This window comes from Maribacter antarcticus DSM 21422, from assembly GCF_000621125.1.
Taxonomy (GTDB): Bacteria; Bacteroidota; Bacteroidia; order Flavobacteriales; family Flavobacteriaceae; genus Maribacter; species Maribacter antarcticus.
Window position 1 is genome coordinate 1 of the sequence record NZ_KK211214.1, and the last position, 17,412, is coordinate 17,412.

Sequence of the window (17,412 nt, forward strand, 5' to 3'; positions counted from 1 at the left end):
ACTTGCGCTTTAGCATTAGGCACAACATAAACTATTTCACTATTTTCTTGGTTTTCAATAGGCCATAAATCAGCAAAATTAGGCAACAATGAAAAGCCGTAATCCGTGATTACCTTGCTGAATAAGGTTTCTGCTCTTGAGGCGTCTGACGTTTCAGAAAATTCTTTGTAACTACGTGTTAATAGTGCTTTCCCTAACAAAAATTCTGCTGCAGGTTTTGTTGCTCTACCATAGTCAGACTGTTCATTAGGTAAATTTGCAATAGCAAATTCCAAATCAGGAAGTATTGCTTGACTATAAATTTCTGATTGTGCAGTTTTGTTGGCTTCAATCTCTATACCTTAGGTTTCTTCAAGACTAAGATGGGCGTCCCCAAAAGTGGTGACTACACTTAAATAAAAATAGGCCTTTAAAAACCGTATTTCGGCTATTCGTAAGTTCTTTTGAGCTGCATCCATATCAACATCAGTAGAACGGTTAATAACACCATTCGCTTTTTATACCAATTATCCCAAAGGTCTGTAATATACCCTTCCCCTCCATTGAGACCACCATGGTATAAATTGAAGACTTTTTCATTTTTTTTGATAAAGGACGGATATTTTAATTCTTTTTCGAACTTTAATTGAGCTTAATCCCTTGTTGATAAAAGGTGGTGTCCTTGTTCGTTTCTAAATTTATTTATTGTTTAAAAACCGCTAATAACCAAACCCACAGCAATAATGGCTTTAGAGATCGCTTTAAATATTTTTGACATAGAAAATAACGTATTTCTCCTAGTATGCTAATGGATACAAAGGGCACATGTGTTTTCGCTATACTTAATTTCTTCTTATAGATTTTCTTACTAGATTAACCCTTAGCCTTTTAATTGGCTAAATATTTCTTGTAAGGCGCCATCTAACTGTGGTTTTTCACCATTTATGCGATCCTTAAAATTTTCCGAAATAGGTATGTCCGGTTGAACGCCTGTTTTTTCTAGATTCTCACCATCTAAAGTATAGCATCCCCAAGCTGGTAGGCGATAGAACGAACCATCTACTAGCCCTTTGCCAGAGGTGAAAATAATCCAACGATAGGTTTCCGTACCCATAGTTTTTCCTAATTGTAAAGCTTTGAATCCGGCAGCGGTCATTTCAGCATCACTTAAGGATTGTTCGTTCATCAATAGAATAATGGGCTTTATAGCTGGTGCAAAGTTCGGTTGTGGCGCTAAGTCACCATCTCTATATTTCCATTTTAAATATGGTTTCTGAGATAAAAATTGAAGGACTTCATCATGAACATTGCCGCCGGTATTATAGCGCAAATCTAGGATTAATGCATCTTTATGGTTGGTTTCGGAAACCATTTCCCTTTTAAAATTTTCTAGTTGTCCGCCTCCCATGTTTTTCATATGAACGTAGGCTATTCTATCGTTGCTTTTTTTATCCACATAGCGCTGATTTTCGTCTACCCATTCATCATACAGCAGGCTCCTTTGAGCAGAATTAGCTATGGGGTGTAGGTTTATAGAGATTATTTTTTCTTCTCGCTTAAAATATAATTGTAATTCATCATCTAGGGAGGGCTGATTAAAGTAGAACTCTCTGTTTTTTTTAACATCTATTTTCTGCCCGTTTACAGCTACCAAAACATCACCTTTTTGAATATTTTTTCCAGTAACATTTGCAGGACCGTCTGTGATGATACGCGCCACTGTAAAAGGATTATCGTCTGAAAATTCAATTCCGGTAGCCAAGGTCTTGGTTTTGTAAAACACCTTTTCCTCATCACCACTAGACCTAAAGCCAAAGTGAGACGTATTGAGCTCGCCCAACATATCGTTAAATAGCAACCGCAGTTGATTCCGGTTTGTTAAATAGGGAAGGTATTGCTCATATTTTTTACGAAGAAGCATCCAGTCTTCTCCATGAAAATCACCATCATAAAAATTCTCTTCAAAACCCGCCCATGCTTCATAGAACATTTGACTAAATTCTGTAGATAGATTTCTCCGAAAGGTAAAGTCCATTTCAATTTTTTTGGCCTCATTTTTTTTAATATCTAAGGTGTGCAAATTTCCTTTACTCAACAGGTAATACGTGTCTTTAGCACTTGCTAATTGATATTCATCCGATTCAACATCCAATACCTTTTCTATTTTATTTTTTTCAAAAGGTTTGATTACTGTTTTCCAAAGTTTTGTTTTTCCTTCATCATGATTACTCAAATAAAGCACATGCATAGCCTCATCTTTTTGAATCACATACGGTCTTATTTGTCTTCCAAAAGAGGGACTGATAGCGGTTATTCTTTCCATAATACCTTTTTCGTTGATGTTTATGGTAATGGGTTTTTTAGCTATTTTTTCCCCTTCCTTTTTTTCGCCTTTTTCCTCCTTTTTTTTTTCTTCTTTAAACAATTCCTCATACTTGTCATAAGTAAAAGGTGCCTCATAGTTATCTAAAGGTATTTGGTAAATCTGAGATTCTTTTAGACCATATGGGTAGGAAGGTTTGGTTAGGTTGGAAACCATATATAGGTATTTGCCATCTGGGGACCATACCGGGTCACTCTCTGTTACCCCCGTATTGGTGAGGTTGGTTATTTTTTTATCAGATAAACGAATCACAAAAACATCTGTCTCAAAATTCCGAATCGCATTGTATACAATATGCTTGCCATTTGGGGAAAAGTAGGGTTGTGGCGCATATAGGGCCCAAAACTCATCTTTTAGCAATACCTCACTTTTAAAACTAGACAAATCTAGCAAGCGTAGCTCGTCTCGCCCACTAATGTAAAGCGCTTTGCTAAGCGCTGGATTCATGGTAATATTGACATTATTCCTTAGGTCTTTGGTACGTTGCTTTTCTGGCGTTTTACCTTCTGCATTAATCGTAAATAGATTGGTGTAGCCTTGGTATGTACGATTGTACAAAACGGTTTTGTTGTCTTTTAGCCATTGTACCTCTAGTACACGCTCTGTAGGATCAGTAGTGATGTGTTTTATGAATTTTCCCTTTAAGTCAGACACAAATAACTCACCTCTTGATACAAATGCCAGTTTCTTATTGTCTGGCGATACTGAAAAATTTGTGATTTCGCCTTTTATCTTAAAATCTTGTTTTTTATTTAAAGTTCTATTTTCTGTTATTTTAATAGGTATTTTGGCTGATGTTTTAGTGGCAACATCATAGCTATAAATTTGATAATCCTTGCTAAAAACAACCAGTTCACCATTATCACTAACTTGTGGACGGCCAATAGAGGTGTTAAATTGGGTCAATTGTATTTTAGCGTTCGTTGCTAATTGATAAAGGTTGTACTCCCCATTGTCTTCATCTGACACAAAATAAAGGGTTCCGTTTTGATCTAAGGTAGCCCAGAAATCCTTTCCGTTATAGCTTGTATATTCTTTATACTCTTTAGTCTTGGGATTGTATGATTTTATGTTAGGATTGTACGCTCCTTTATATCTTTTTCTGTGTGTGAAACTTTTCGCTTCCCAGCTTTCGTTAAAAAAGACTTCTTCTGTTTTTGGGTGAATGGCAATATTAGCCACGGTATTAAAGTAATTTTGAAATAGTCGTTTTGGGGTGCCACCAGAGACAGCGACTTCATATCCTGAATAGCGGTTGTTTCGAGAGGAAGTAAAATAGATACTACCAGAATCCCATGCCCAACTATCCATATCATCATTTGCATCATTAAAGGTGAGTTGTTGAATTGAGCCCCCTTCCATTGGCATTAAAAAGATGTCTTTATTGCCAAATTGTGTAGCACTAAATGCCAGCCATTTTCCATTTGGGGATATATTTGGCAGGGTTTCTTCTCCATCCATAGCGGTAAGTCTCAATGCTGTTCCGCCTTTTGCAGGCACACTCCAAAGGTCAGTATCATAACTAAAAACAATGGTTTGTGCATCTGGTGATACCGTGGGGTCTAGTAAAAAGTAGGCCTCTTGGGCGGTAATGGTAATGGTACTGGAAAGGAAACCGAATAGAAGGAGGGTATGCATTTTAGCGTTCATGCTGAATATTTTATGTCAGCTTAAAAATACAAAAAGGGACGTCAAAGTTTACAATGAATTTTGACGACGCTGGTTTTTATAGGAAGGACTGGCTTCTTAAGAAAAAATTATATCCATTATAATATTGTAAATGCATTTAGAGGCATCGAATGAATCCATACCATTATAAAGATTCTTGCTTTGCCATTCAGCAACGATACCGTAGCCTATCTTCGAGTATTTAAAAAATGACCCTTTTAAAGGGTCATTTTTGTTTTAAAACAGATATGCTTGCAATTTTTTGATAGTAAAAAACCTACTTATTTACGCTAATCATGACCGCTTCACAGCTTTTTAAATCAGAGTTAAGAATAATGTTTTCTGACTTGGTGCCATCCGAAATTTCTACGGAAACAGTATTGGGAGGTGAAGTTCCCAAATTATGTGCGTACAAGAAAAGGTCGTTAGACTTATTTGGGTCCAATTCAATCTTAAATTCTTTTTTATAATAGGTAAGGTAGTGTTTGCTTACTACAGAGGCACCATTAAGGTATATAGATACAATATCCCCGTCTTGCCTGCCGTGATCCCATATTTTAACAACGATACTAGTGCTGTTGAACTCTAACTCCTTAGTATAGGAGATTTTCCTTCCTTCAAACTCGTCGCGGACTTTTTTGGTTTCCGTTTTTATGGTATTTTCAGTTTTTAAAGGTTGCTGTATTTCTTCTTTTTTCTTTACAGGGATTGCCGTTTCTTTTTTAGTTGCTTGTTTTTGCTTGGTCTTTCTCTTCTTCCGTTTTTGTTTTTTCGTTTTCTTAGGTACTTCTGTTTCTTTTACCTGTTCTCGCTGTTTTTTTCGCTCATCTGATGCCTTGTTGATAATTGTAAATAGGGGGCTGACGAATTTAGCAATTTGGAATTTATCTTCTGGAAATAATTCGATACTTACTACCTGGTAACGATCTCCGGAACCAATATTTTTTGCTAGTGCTATTCCTTCTGCAATACCAGAATTTTTAAAGGACCCTAGTTCTTGTACGACCATTTCGTCTCTAATGAGAAAAAAACGAGTTGACTTTTTCGAGTCGATATTTTTTACTGACCATTCTAATTTTACAAGATCAGATATGGACCATATGGTGCCTTGGGTGGGATGATTTATGGTGATTTCCGATTTTCCGTCCTGTGAAAAACACAAGGAGATGCCAAATAGAAAAAAATAGAAATAGTTTGTTAATGAGGATTTCATAGCTGATAAATAGGAGTAAAGATATTTTTCTTCAAAAATATACAAATTAGCATATTATGAATTTAGTTAATGTAAAAATAGTTTAGTGTTAATATAACGTCAGTTATGCTTAAATGTTGGATATCAATCTTCTTGTCAAAATTGTTAATTACTTTAATTGGAAATAATCCATAAAAAAGGAAATAATCCATAAATTAGCTATCCCAAATTTCAGGATACTAATGAATAAAACCATTTTACATATAGATTTGGACACCTTTTACGTGTCTGTTGAGCGTCTTAATAATCGCTATTTACAAAACAGGCCTTTATTGGTTGGCGGTACAGGAGACCGAGGTGTTGTAGCAGCTTGTAGTTATGAAACTAGGGGTTTTGGTGTCCACTCTGGTATGCCTATGAAAATGGCCAAGGAACTATGCCCCGAAGCTTTTGTGATTCGTGGAAATTCGGGCGAGTATAGTAAGCATTCGGATATGGTTACCGAAATCATAAAGGAGGAGGTACCGCTTTTTGAAAAATCTAGTATCGATGAGTTTTATGCCGATTTAACGGGAATGGACCGCTTCTTTGGGTCCTATAAGTTTTCGGGCGAATTGCGTAAGCGTATCGTAAAGGAAACGGGACTACCTATTTCATTCGGGCTATCGGCGAATAAGGTAGTCTCAAAAGTAGCCACTAATGAGGCCAAACCCAATAACCACCTTAAGGTAGACGAAGGTTTTGAGAAGTCTTTTTTGGCGCCTTTATCTATTAAGAAAATACCCATGGTAGGCGATAAAACCTACCAAATACTGCGTAATCTGGGATTACGGCAGGTACGAACGGTACAAGAAATGCCCATACATGTGATGCAGCGGGTACTGGGCAAAAACGGGGGTATTATATGGAAAAGGTCCAACGGTATAGATAATACACCGGTAATTCCGTTTTGCGAACGAAAATCTATATCTACGGAGCGGACTTTTACCAGGGATACTATTGATGTGGTTAAATTAAGGGGAATCTTGATTGCCATGACCGAGAATTTAGCCTACCAGCTGCGTAGGGGCGAAAAGCTAACGGCGTGTATCAACGTTAAGATTCGGTATTCTGATTTTAACACCTATTCCAAACAGTTGCGTATTCCATATACCAGCGCAGACCATATTTTAATTCCCACAATTCTGGAGCTGTTCAAAACGCTATACAATAGGCGTTTATTGGTGCGGCTAATAGGGGTTAGGTTTAGTCATTTGGTATCTGGTAATTATCAGATTAATCTGTTTGAGGATACCGAAGAAACGCTTAACCTTTATAACGCTATGGATGCCATTAGAAAACGATACGGCGACAAGAGTGTGCTAAGGGCAGCGGGTATGGATGCGAAGACTATAGGTAGGATAAACAATCCGTTTGACGGGAGACCGCCTGTGGTGTTGGCACATCGGAAACAGTAAAAAAGTCTCGTACTATTATCTATTTGCACAAAACAATTTCCCTCGCTCGCTAGGGGTTAGTGGAGTTCTTTAGCAGGCAAAAGGTAAACATTGCGTATCCAACAGTATCATTAAATAAAAACAAGTCTAAAATCTCAAGTCTGCCATCTATCTAAATTGTCACACATATTACAGCTTGCGTTACGGGACTTTTTCGGAGGTTGCGCTTTTACAATTAGCCCAAGAAAACCATGTAAGTCAATTAGCACTTACCGATATAAACACCACTTCGGCAGGATTGAATTTTGTGCGAAAGGCGCAGGAACTTCATATAAAACCTATTTTAGGAATCGATTTTAGAAATGGGGTAGAGCCCTGTTTTATTGGTATAGCAATGAACAATGATGGTTATCTGGAGCTCAACAATTATCTTTCCGAGCACTTACACCATAAAAAAAAATTCCCTTCAAAAGCCCCTGGGTTTAAAAATGCATATGTCATTTACCCTTTTGAAAAGGTGCTTCAAAATGAAATGGTAAGTTTTTCTGAACACGAGTTTATTGGTGTTTCCATTGCAGATTTAAGACGTTTGCGATTTTCCAGATTAATAGCATTTAAAGAGAAATTGGTGGTGCAACAACCTGTTACCTTTCGCAATAAGCGCGACTTTAACGCACACCGTTTGTTACGAGCTATAGATAATAATACCTTATTGAGTAAGCTTTGTATTACGGAGCAGGCAGACCCTGAAGAGAAAATGTTTCCACTTCAAAATTTGGCTGCACGCTTTTCAGAATATCCTTTTATTCTAGAGAATACAGAGTGTTTTATGAATGCCTGCTCCATTCATTTTGATTTTTCCAAAGGACGAAAACCTCAAAATTTAAAAACCTATCTGGGTAGCCAAGAGGAAGATGAGGCCTTTCTGGAAAAGCTTTGTGCAGAAGGACTTCCGTATCGCTATCCCAATGTAGATGAAGCTATACTTACTCGTTTGGAAAAGGAATTTAGCCTTATTAAACAAATGGGTTTTGTTTCTTATTTTCTAATCAATTGGGATATTGTGAGCTATGCCCGTAGGTGTGATTTTTTTTACGTAGGTCGTGGCAGCGGCGCCAATAGTATTGTCGCATATCTGCTTCGTATTACGAATGTAGATCCTATGGAGCTAGACCTATATTTTGAGCGTTTCATGAATCTGTATCGTGCCAATCCGCCAGATTTTGATATTGATTTTTCCCATCACGATAGACCTATCGTAACCCAATATATTTTTGAGCGTTTTAAAAACGTAGCTCTTTTAGGTACGTATGTAACCTTTAAATGGCGTGGTATGGTACGTGAATTGGGAAAGGTTTTTGGTTTACCCAAAGATGAGATTGATAAACTTTGTGACGGTAATTTTCAAGATTCTAGGCTAGATGGTATTTCTGTCTTAGTAGTCAAATACACAAAACTTTTGGAAGGGATGCCTAATTATTTAAGTATCCATGCTGGTGGTATTTTGATAAGCGATAGGCCATTACATTGGTTTTCCGCTACCCATCTACCACCTAAAGGCTACCCAACTACCCATTACGACATGGTGATTGCAGAAGATGTGGGCTTGTATAAGTTCGATATTCTAGGACAACGTGGGCTTTCAAAAATAAAGGAATCCATCACTATTTTGGAGGCTACAAGACCTGATGAATTTGCCCAGTGGGATATTCATGATATTAAACGCTTTAAAAAGGACCCCAAGATTAATAATCTGATTAAAACTGCACAATGTATGGGCTGCTTTTATGTAGAGTCCCCTGCCATGCGTATGCTACTTAAAAAATTACAGGTAGATACGTATTTGGGTCTGGTAGCTGCTAGTTCCATTATTCGCCCAGGAGTAGCCAAAAGTGGGATGATGCGGGAGTATATTTTACGTCATCGTAATCCGGGCAGGGCAGAAGAACTCGCACATCCTGTTATGTTGAGCATTATGCCAGAAACGTATGGCGTCATGGTCTACCAAGAAGATGTGATTAAGGTAGCGCACCATTTTGCTGGCTTAGATTTGGGTGAGGCAGATGTGCTTCGTCGTGGTATGAGCGGTAAATTCCGCTCACGGGCAGAGTTCCAAAGGGTAGAGGAGAAGTTTATTTTCAACTGTCGCGAAAAAGGCTATGATGACGAGCTTATTTTTGAAATATGGAATCAAGTGGCCAGTTTTGCTGGCTATGCCTTTGCAAAGGGACATTCTGCTTCTTACGCTGTAGAAAGCTATCAAACCTTATTTTTGCGTGCGTATTTTCCACTAGAGTATATGGTAGCTGTACTCAATAACGGAGGCGGTTTTTATAGCGCAGAATTTTATATTCATGAGGCACGTATGTTGGGTGCAATTATTCATGCACCCTGTGTTAACAATAGTGTTGCAGGTAATCACATTTGTGACAAACAGTTGTATCTCGGCTTTATGTATTTAAAGGAATTGGAGGTCCGTGTAATAGATCGTATGTTGAAAGAAAGATCCTTAAATGGTAGGTATGCTTCTTTGGAAGATTTTTTGGATCGCGTGCTCATATCTATAGAGCAGGTAAGTATCTTAATCCGTATCGATTCATTCCGGTTTACGGGAGCCAACAAACATGAACTGTTATGGAAAGCACATTTGTTTTTGACCAAGAACGTTAAAATAGACCACCCAAAGCTATTCCGACCTGAACAGCAACATTTTGAAATCCCCAAATTACATACTACGAATTTAGAGATGGCCTTTACGCAACTGGAGTTACTGGGGTTCTGTTTGTGCAGCCCGTATGCGCTATTGGTAACACCTCCAAAAAACACTACGGGAAGCAAGGATTTGGAGCGCTACTTGAATAAAAATATAGATATCTACGGTTATATTGTTACTGTGAAGAGTACCAAAACCCATAAAGGAAAACGCATGTGTTTTGCTACCTTGGTAGATCAGCAAGGCGCTGTTTTTGACACGGTACTTTTCCCTCCCGTGGCTGCGATATATCCTTTTCAGGGTAGGGGAATCTATCGTTTTTACGGGAAGGTGGTGAGCGAGTTCGGGTTTTTGAGTATAGAGGTGGTTAAAATGCAAAAACAGGATTATGTACAGGATCCTCGCTATGCAGATATGAAGACCAGTGCCAAGGTGTTTGGACCATCAAAAAAGTTGTTAGGGAACTAAAAGGTGGAAATCATATTTAGGTAATGAAGTTCATCAACGCCTATTTGCAGATTGCTAACCAACATAAGGAGGTTAAGATAGGTAATAGTACGGATTCGGCTATAATTGAAATAAAGATCCCCGAGGGAGAAACGGAATTATTAGCTTATTTTACAGCGGCAAACAGTAAGGAGAGTGATGCCTTCTAATAGACGTAGAAAAAATTAATTAACTTCAAAAGTAAATATGAAGCTTCATCTGTTAAACCGATCTAGTGTTTTTAACGAGTCTCTTACGGTTTCGCATAATCTATACTCCAATTTTTTAAGGATTTGGCATTATCATCCAGAATTTGAACTAGCCTTAATCCTTAAAAGTTGTGGGACTCGGTTTATTGGAGATAGTATTCAGAAATTCGAAGAAGGTGAAGTTGTACTTATTGGAAAGGATTTACCACACATGTGGTTAAATGATGAGGCTTATTTTCTAGGGGATACAGCCCTCAAGGCTGAAGCTGTATCCATTCATTTTAAAAAAGAATTTTTAGGAACCTACTTTTTTGAACTGCCTGAAATGCAAGCGATTTCTAATCTTTTGGATAAGGCCGGACTGGGTATTAGGTTTTACGACTTGCCGACTTATCTTTTGGATAAAATAAAAAGTTTAGTAGAAGCGAGTCCTACTGCAAGGGTATATAGAATTCTTGAAATTTTTGATGGCTTAGCGAAGCATAATAAATATGAGGTTCTGTCTAGTACTATTTTTGTCAATTCCTTTCATAAAACCGAGAACAGACGTCTGGATAAAATATACCAATATGTATTCGAAAACTTCAATACCCATATCAGCTCTAGTGATGTGGCCGAGATTGTGGGAATGAATACATCGGCATTTAGTAGATTTTTTAAAAAAACACATAGGAAACCGTTTACCACCTACTTGAATGAGATACGCATTGGCTATGCCTGTAGATTGCTTTTAGAAAATAAGGAAAGTATTACGTCAATAGCGTTTTCAGCTGGTTTCAATAATATTTCAAATTTCAATCGGCAGTTTCGTAATATCCATAAAAAATCACCTTCTTCCTACCTAAAATCTCATAGCAATAAGAACTATTAGAAAAGATATAGCAGCAAAAATAGTATTGATAGTGGTGTGCAATTAGGTGGTTTCTTAGGTCTAGGCCCCTTAAATTTGGTTAAAAACTAGTGCTAATGTCAAAACCAATAATCATAACAGAAGTTATTACAAAGGATATTCGTTTTCCTACCAGTAAGTCACTGGATGGGTCAGATGCCATGAATCCGGACCCAGATTATTCAGCCGCTTACGTTATCTTAAAAACGAATAGTGAAGACGGTATTGAAGGGCATGGACTCACCTTTACCATAGGCAGGGGAAACGAGCTTTGCACGCAAGCTATTGAATCTCTATCCTATTTAATCAAGGGGAAAACCTTAGAGAGTTTCACCTCAAATATGGGTGCTTTTTGGAAGATGATTACAGGGGATAGCCAACTACGCTGGCTGGGTCCGGAAAAAGGGGTTATTCATTTGGCTACAGGCGCTATCGTAAATGCCGTTTGGGATCTTTATGCTAAAGTGGAAGGTAAACCCCTATGGAGGTTGTTGGCTGATATGAGTCCGGAAGAATTGGTAAGCTGTGTAGACTTTACCTATATTACAGATGCTATTACTCTGCAAGAGGCGCTGGCTATAGTAAAGGAAAAGCAGGGTTCCAAACAAGAGCGGATTGCATTGTTAAAGAAAAATGGATATCCTGCATATACAACATCTGCAGGTTGGCTAGGTTACTCCGATGATAAGATGAGAAGACTCTGTAGAGAAGCAAAAGATGCAGGTTTTGATCATATGAAAATAAAGGTTGGTTCAGATTTGGAAGATGATATGCGTCGCGCAGGAATTATCAGAGAAGAAATAGGTCCAGATTTGAGATTGATGATGGACGCCAACCAAAAATGGGATGTTGACGAGGCCATCACTAACATGGCTGCACTGAAGAAATTTGATCCGTATTGGATAGAGGAGCCTACGAGCCCCGATGATATTTTGGGTCATGCAAAGATAGCCGAGGCAGTAGCTCCTATTAAAGTAGCGACTGGTGAGCATTGCCAAAATAAAGTGATGTTCAAGCAATTAATGCAGGCCAATGCAATAGGAATCTGTCAAATAGATAGCTGCAGGGTAGGTGGCGTTAATGAGATACTTGCCATATTGCTAATGGCAGCCAAATTTAAGATTCCGGTATGTCCGCATGCGGGTGGGGTTGGTCTTTGTGAATATGTCCAGCATTTATCAATGATCGATTATATTGCGATAAGCGGTTCTTTGGAGGATAGGATTATCGAATATGTAGACCATTTACATGAGCACTTTTATGATCCAGTAACCATTAAGGACGGAGCCTATATGCCTCCCCAACTTGCAGGCTATAGTATTACCATGAAAGAAAAGTCCTTGGAAACATATCTTTTTCCTAACGGGACATATTGGAAGAACGAAAAAAATAACAAACATGAAATTTAGTTTAAAGCATAAAAATGTGCTGGTCACCGGCGGTGGAAGCGGTATCGGAAAGGCAATCTCTATAGTTTTTGCAGGACAAGGAGCTCATGTTCATATTTTGGAACTACATCTCGATAATGCAAAAGACACCCTAACAGAAATTAAAAGAACCGGCGGTTTGGCAACTAGCTATGCATGTAATGTAGCAAATCAGAAGGGCGTCAATAGCGTAGTGGAAACTATCTTAAAAACTGGAAATATAGATATTTTAGTAAATAATGCTGGAATAGCACATGTTGGGAATATTGAAAACACCTTGGAAAGTGATATGGATAAAGTGTACAATGTAAATATTAAAGGAACGTATAACTGCATGCAGGCTGTAATTTCGGGAATGAAGGAAAATGGTGGTGTTATTTTGAATATGGCTTCGATAGCATCTTCGGTAGGCATTTCGGACCGCTTTGCCTATTCTATGAGCAAAGGAGCTGTACTTACCATGACCTATTCCATTGCAAAAGATTATATAGCCCATGGTATTCGTTGTAATAGTATTTCTCCTGCACGTATCCATACTCCTTTCGTGGATGGATTTATAGAGGCGAATTACCCCGGAAATGAAAAGGAGATGTTTGAAAACCTTTCCAAAACACAACCCATAGGACGTATGGGTAAACCAGATGAAGTAGCCAACCTAGCCCTTTATCTATGTTCGGATGAAGCTTCCTTTATTACTGGAACTGATTTCCCCATAGATGGCGGGTTTATTAAACTTAACGGATAAAAAATAAAGAGTAACGTATGAAATTAATACGATTTGGAACAGATGGAAACGAGAAACCCGGAATTCAATTACCTGATGGCAGCTGGATAGACATCTCAGCTTTCGGAGAAGATTATAATGAAGGTTTTTTCGGTGATGGAGGTTTTGATAGGCTGGAAGCCTGGTTGAGGATACATCAAGAAAATTGCCCTATTGTAAACAAGGAAACACGTCTTGGGTCACCTTTGGTGAGGCCGTCGAAAATTGTTTGTGTGGGGCTGAACTATGCACAACATGCTGCCGAAAGTGGCATGGCGGTTCCGAAAGAACCGGTATTATTTTTTAAGGCTACCTCTGCTATCGTTGGCCCAAATGATGATTTGGTAATTCCAAAAGGTAGCGTAAAAACAGACTGGGAGGTAGAGCTAAGCATTGTTATCGGTAAGAAAGCCTCGTATGTTTCTGAAACAAATGCATATGATCACATTGCAGGATACGTATTACACAATGATTATAGTGAGCGCGCCTTTCAATTAGAAAAAGAAGGACAGTGGTGTAAGGGAAAGGGCTGTGATACTTTCGCTCCTCTAGGTCCCTTTATCGCCACAAAAGAGGAAGTAAAGAACCCCAATAACCTTAACCTTTGGTTGAAATTGAATGGGGAAATTGTTCAGAATAGTAACACGTCTGATTTTATATTCAATGTTCAAGAAGTAGTGAGTTATATCAGTCAATATATGACATTGCTACCGGGAGACATCATTTCAACAGGTACTCCGTTTGGCGTAGGATTAGGATTTAGTCCCCCAAAATATTTAAAGCCAGGTGATGTCGTAGAACTTGGAATAGAAGGTTTGGGAAGTTCTAAGCAAAAAGTAAAGGCATATCAATAATGAGAATAGACAGCCATCAACATTTTTGGGACTATCATCCTGTAAAACATAGCTGGATAGATAATTCTATGGAGGTGCTACGGCGAGATTTTATGCCGAACGATCTTCAGGATATATTGATGGAAAAGAATATGATAGGCTGCGTAGCGGTGCAGGCAAATCAATCCGAAGCAGAAACAAAATTCTTGCTGGATTTGTCAACAAAGCATAATTTTATAAAAGGAGTTGTAGGTTGGGTAGATTTATGTGAATATAATGTAGCAGCGCGTTTAGCACATTTCACTACAGACAGCGCATTCAAAGGCGTTAGACATATATTACAAAGTGAACGCGATGATTTTATGCTAGGAAAAGCCTTTTGTAATGGTATTGCGCAATTAGAACAGTTTAATTTGCCCTATGATATCTTGGTGTTTCCAAATCAGTTGAAAAATACGGTTAAACTAGTGGAACGTTTTCCTATGCAACGATTCGTACTAGACCATTTGGCGAAACCATATATTAAAGATGGCAAGATATCTACATGGAAAACTGATATTGAAATTCTCGCGAAACACATGAATGTATATTGTAAAGTTTCAGGAATGGTCACAGAGGCCAATGTGCTAAATTGGAATGAAAACGATTTTAAACCATATATGGATGTGGTCTTTGAAGCGTTTGGAGCAAACCGGGTAATGTTTGGGTCAGATTGGCCTGTATGTCTTTTGGCAGGTAACTATAGTCGTGTTTTAAGCGTTACGGAAAATTATATAAAACAATTTACCGACGAAGAACAAGGTATGATAATGGGTGAAAATGCCATTGATTTTTATGCTTTGGATATCTAGATTATTATTTAAATTTTTAGGTTTAGCAGGATGAGCTAATGAGGCACACAAAATATGAAGGAATATTAGAATAGAATGGATTTAAAATTAAAAGATAAGGTTATCATCGTTACTGGAGGCTCATCAGGCATAGGCAAAGGCATCAGCATTTCCTTGGCAAAAGAGGGTGCTATACCATATATCGTAGGAAGAAATAAAACGAATGTCATGGCTACGGTTTCTGAAATCGAGAAGCAGGGAGGTCAATCAGGGTATGCGTTTGCAGAGTTGACTAAGCCGAAGGAATGTGAAAATGCCGTAGCTGAATGTATAGCTCGTTTTGGACGTATAGAGGGTCTTGTAAATAATGCCGGGGTCAATGATTCGATAGGATTGGAAAATGGAAGCTATGAAGATTTTATGACTTCCATACACAGGAATCTTACGCATTATTATATGATGGCTCATTATGCTTTGCCAGAGTTGAAAAAGAGTAAGGGAGCTATTTTGAATATTGGTTCGAAAGCATCATTTACAGGTCAGGGAGGCACCTCCGGTTATGCCGCGGCAAATGGAGGCAGAAACGCATTAACCCGAGAGTGGGCGGTAGAGCTGCTTCCTTATGCTATTAGGGTAAATGCATTGATTGTTGCGGAATGTTACACACCTTTATATGAAAGATGGATTAATACTTTTGATAATTCAGAGGAAAGGCTGCAAGAAATTAATAAGCGTATTCCTTTTGAAAATAGGATGACCACTACGGAAGAAATTGGAGATATGGTCACCTTTCTTCTTTCTGAAAAATCATCACATACTACGGGTCAACTTATATTTGTTGATGGTGGTTACACTCATTTGGACCGATCTCTATAACCTAATTAACCAATCATGCAAGAGAATAAAAAACCACCAGTAGTATCAAAAAATGTATTAATACCCTTTATTTTAATCACCTCTTTATTTGCCCTATGGGGATTTGCTAATGATATTACCAACCCAATGGTATCTGCTTTTAAAAAGATTTTGGAGCTTAACAACACCCAAGCATCTTGGGTACAGGCTGCCTTTTACGGAGGGTATTTTACTATGGCTTTACCAGCTGCTTTTGTTGTAAAAAGATACTCTTATAAGGTAGGTATTATGGTAGGTCTTACCCTTTATGCTACAGGGGCATTATTATTTTATCCAGCTGCGGCCATGGAAAATTATTTATTCTTTTTATTAGCACTCTACATTCTTACATTTGGTCTCGCTTTTTTAGAAACTACGGCCAACCCTTTTATTATGTCCATGGGAGCTGAAGAAACAGCAACACAAAGATTGAATTTAGCACAAGCATTTAACCCACTAGGTGCTTTAACAGGTTTATTTGTTGCCCAGGCCTTTATATTGGGCGCATTACAATCCGACGATGTTGACGCCCAAGGCAATAGTATATATGAAACGCTAACAGGAACGGCCAAAGCTGCAATTAAAACTTCAGATTTATTAGTAATTAGAAATCCATATGTGGCATTAGGACTCTTTGTTATAGGTATGCTAGTCGTGATTGCCTTGATGAAAATGCCTGATGGCCGAGAAGAAGGAAGTAGCAAAGACATGTGGAAATCTATTAAAAGGATATTTAAAAAAGAACGTTTCGTAGGTGGGGTTTTAGCCCAATTATTCTATGTAGGTGCCCAAATTATGTGTTGGACTTATATTTATCAGTATGCCGAGAATTTGGGTATTGCAAACAGCGATGCTGTGTACTATGCGTATGCCGCCTTAATTATTTTTTTGCTGGGAAGGTTCTTGTGCACGTATCTTTTGAAATTTATAAATTCAGGAAAACTACTAATGCTTTTATCCGTAATGGCTATAGCTTGCTGTTTGGGAACTATTTTTATACAAGGTGTTGGTGGATTATATTCTTTAGTGCTTACCTCTTTTTGTATGTCACTTATGTTTCCTACGATTTATGGAATTGCGCTAACAGGCTTGGGTGATGATGCCAAACCAGCATCTGCTTTTTTAGTAATGGCCATAGTAGGTGGAGCGTTAATGCCAGTCTTACAAGGGTTAATTCTTGATATGGGAGGAAGTGCTTACAACGATATTAGTATCATGGGTGTGCCAGAGGTTAACTTTTCTTTTATTTTACCACTACTATGTTTTGTCGTTGTTGCATTATATGGCTACAGAACTTTAAAAGTATATAAGGTAGGCTAAGGACTATCAAATAAATCATCTCAGCTTATGAGTAAAAGACATTGCTTTGCCCTCGACTTAAAGGATGACCCAAAGCTAATTGCTGAATACGAGGCATATCATAAAAATGTCTGGCCAGAAATTATCGAGAGCATACAATCGGCAGGTATCCAAGTATTAGATATTTATCGTGTTAGTAATCGCTTATTTATGATTATGGAGACGAATGATACTTTTTCATTTGAAGCCAAAGAAAAAGCCGATGCTGAAAATTCAAAGGTAGTAGACTGGGAGGCTCTAATGCGGAAGTATCAACAAGCACTCCCAATAGCACAACCAGAAGAAAAATGGCTGTTAATGAAACGGATATTTAATTTAGACTAAAGAAGTTGAACATGGGGAACGTTAAAA

Annotated in this window: 13 protein-coding genes and 1 pseudogene; 11 read left to right on the forward strand and 3 right to left on the reverse strand. The window is 38.1% G+C overall.

The annotated features are described in order from the left end of the window. The 3 genes and pseudogenes from Q360_RS23735 to Q360_RS0116580 form a co-directional block, all read right to left on the reverse strand. A pseudogene (locus Q360_RS23735) lies at positions 1 to 275 on the reverse strand (hypothetical protein); the annotation flags it as partial. A gap of 584 nt (positions 276 to 859) precedes the next feature. Beyond that, positions 860 to 4,012, reverse strand: a complete 3,153-nt coding sequence (locus Q360_RS0116575; RefSeq protein ID WP_084273490.1) for a S41 family peptidase — start codon at positions 4,010 to 4,012, stop codon at positions 860 to 862. A 295-nt stretch (positions 4,013 to 4,307) separates the two neighbouring features. After that, positions 4,308 to 5,243 carry a hypothetical protein gene (locus Q360_RS0116580; protein ID WP_027078068.1) on the reverse strand — a complete coding sequence of 312 codons (936 nt, stop codon included), beginning with the start codon at positions 5,241 to 5,243 and terminating at the stop codon, positions 4,308 to 4,310. A gap of 221 nt (positions 5,244 to 5,464) precedes the next feature. Between Q360_RS0116580 and Q360_RS0116585 the strand changes: the two genes are divergently transcribed. The 11 genes from Q360_RS0116585 (at position 5,465) to Q360_RS0116635 (ending at position 17,385) form a co-directional block, all read left to right on the forward strand. Further along, on the forward strand, positions 5,465 to 6,679 hold the full coding sequence (locus Q360_RS0116585) for a DNA polymerase Y family protein (protein WP_027078069.1): 1,215 nt from the start codon (positions 5,465 to 5,467) through the stop codon (positions 6,677 to 6,679). Between the two features lie 145 nt (positions 6,680 to 6,824). Next, on the forward strand, positions 6,825 to 9,839 hold the full coding sequence (locus Q360_RS23740; protein WP_051554784.1) for a DNA polymerase III subunit alpha: 3,015 nt from the start codon (positions 6,825 to 6,827) through the stop codon (positions 9,837 to 9,839). Between the two features lie 23 nt (positions 9,840 to 9,862). Further along, positions 9,863 to 10,027 (forward strand): hypothetical protein, encoded by a 165-nt coding sequence (locus tag Q360_RS25915; protein WP_156950148.1) that lies wholly within the window; start codon positions 9,863 to 9,865, stop codon positions 10,025 to 10,027. A 37-nt stretch (positions 10,028 to 10,064) separates the two neighbouring features. Next, complete coding sequence (locus Q360_RS0116600) at positions 10,065 to 10,937, forward strand: AraC family transcriptional regulator (protein ID WP_027078070.1); 873 nt, start codon at positions 10,065 to 10,067, stop codon at positions 10,935 to 10,937. Positions 10,938 to 11,032: 95 nt separating this feature from the next. Then, positions 11,033 to 12,364, forward strand: a complete 1,332-nt coding sequence (locus Q360_RS0116605) for an L-fuconate dehydratase (RefSeq protein WP_027078071.1) — start codon at positions 11,033 to 11,035, stop codon at positions 12,362 to 12,364. Beyond that, complete coding sequence (locus Q360_RS0116610; RefSeq protein WP_027078072.1) at positions 12,354 to 13,127, forward strand: SDR family NAD(P)-dependent oxidoreductase; 774 nt, start codon at positions 12,354 to 12,356, stop codon at positions 13,125 to 13,127. Before Q360_RS0116605 ends, Q360_RS0116610 begins: the two co-directional genes overlap by 11 nt. A gap of 17 nt (positions 13,128 to 13,144) precedes the next feature. Further along, a complete protein-coding gene (locus tag Q360_RS0116615) occupies positions 13,145 to 13,999 on the forward strand; it encodes a fumarylacetoacetate hydrolase family protein (RefSeq protein ID WP_027078073.1) in 855 nt (284 codons plus the stop codon). After that, entirely contained in the window at positions 13,999 to 14,829 is an 831-nt protein-coding gene (locus tag Q360_RS0116620; protein WP_027078074.1) for an amidohydrolase family protein, read from the forward strand. The genes Q360_RS0116615 and Q360_RS0116620 overlap by 1 nt, the downstream gene beginning before the upstream one ends. 75 nt (positions 14,830 to 14,904) lie before the next feature. Then, the gene (locus tag Q360_RS0116625) at positions 14,905 to 15,684 is read left to right on the forward strand and encodes an L-fucose dehydrogenase (RefSeq protein ID WP_027078075.1); all 780 of its coding nucleotides are present in this window, start codon (positions 14,905 to 14,907) and stop codon (positions 15,682 to 15,684) included. A gap of 15 nt (positions 15,685 to 15,699) precedes the next feature. Next, positions 15,700 to 17,022, forward strand: coding sequence for an L-fucose:H+ symporter permease (gene fucP, locus Q360_RS0116630; protein ID WP_036196258.1), 1,323 nt, complete (start codon positions 15,700 to 15,702; stop codon positions 17,020 to 17,022). 27 nt (positions 17,023 to 17,049) lie between these two features. Further along, the gene (locus tag Q360_RS0116635) at positions 17,050 to 17,385 is read left to right on the forward strand and encodes an L-rhamnose mutarotase (RefSeq protein ID WP_027078077.1); all 336 of its coding nucleotides are present in this window, start codon (positions 17,050 to 17,052) and stop codon (positions 17,383 to 17,385) included. The last annotated feature ends 27 nt before the right edge of the window (positions 17,386 to 17,412 follow it).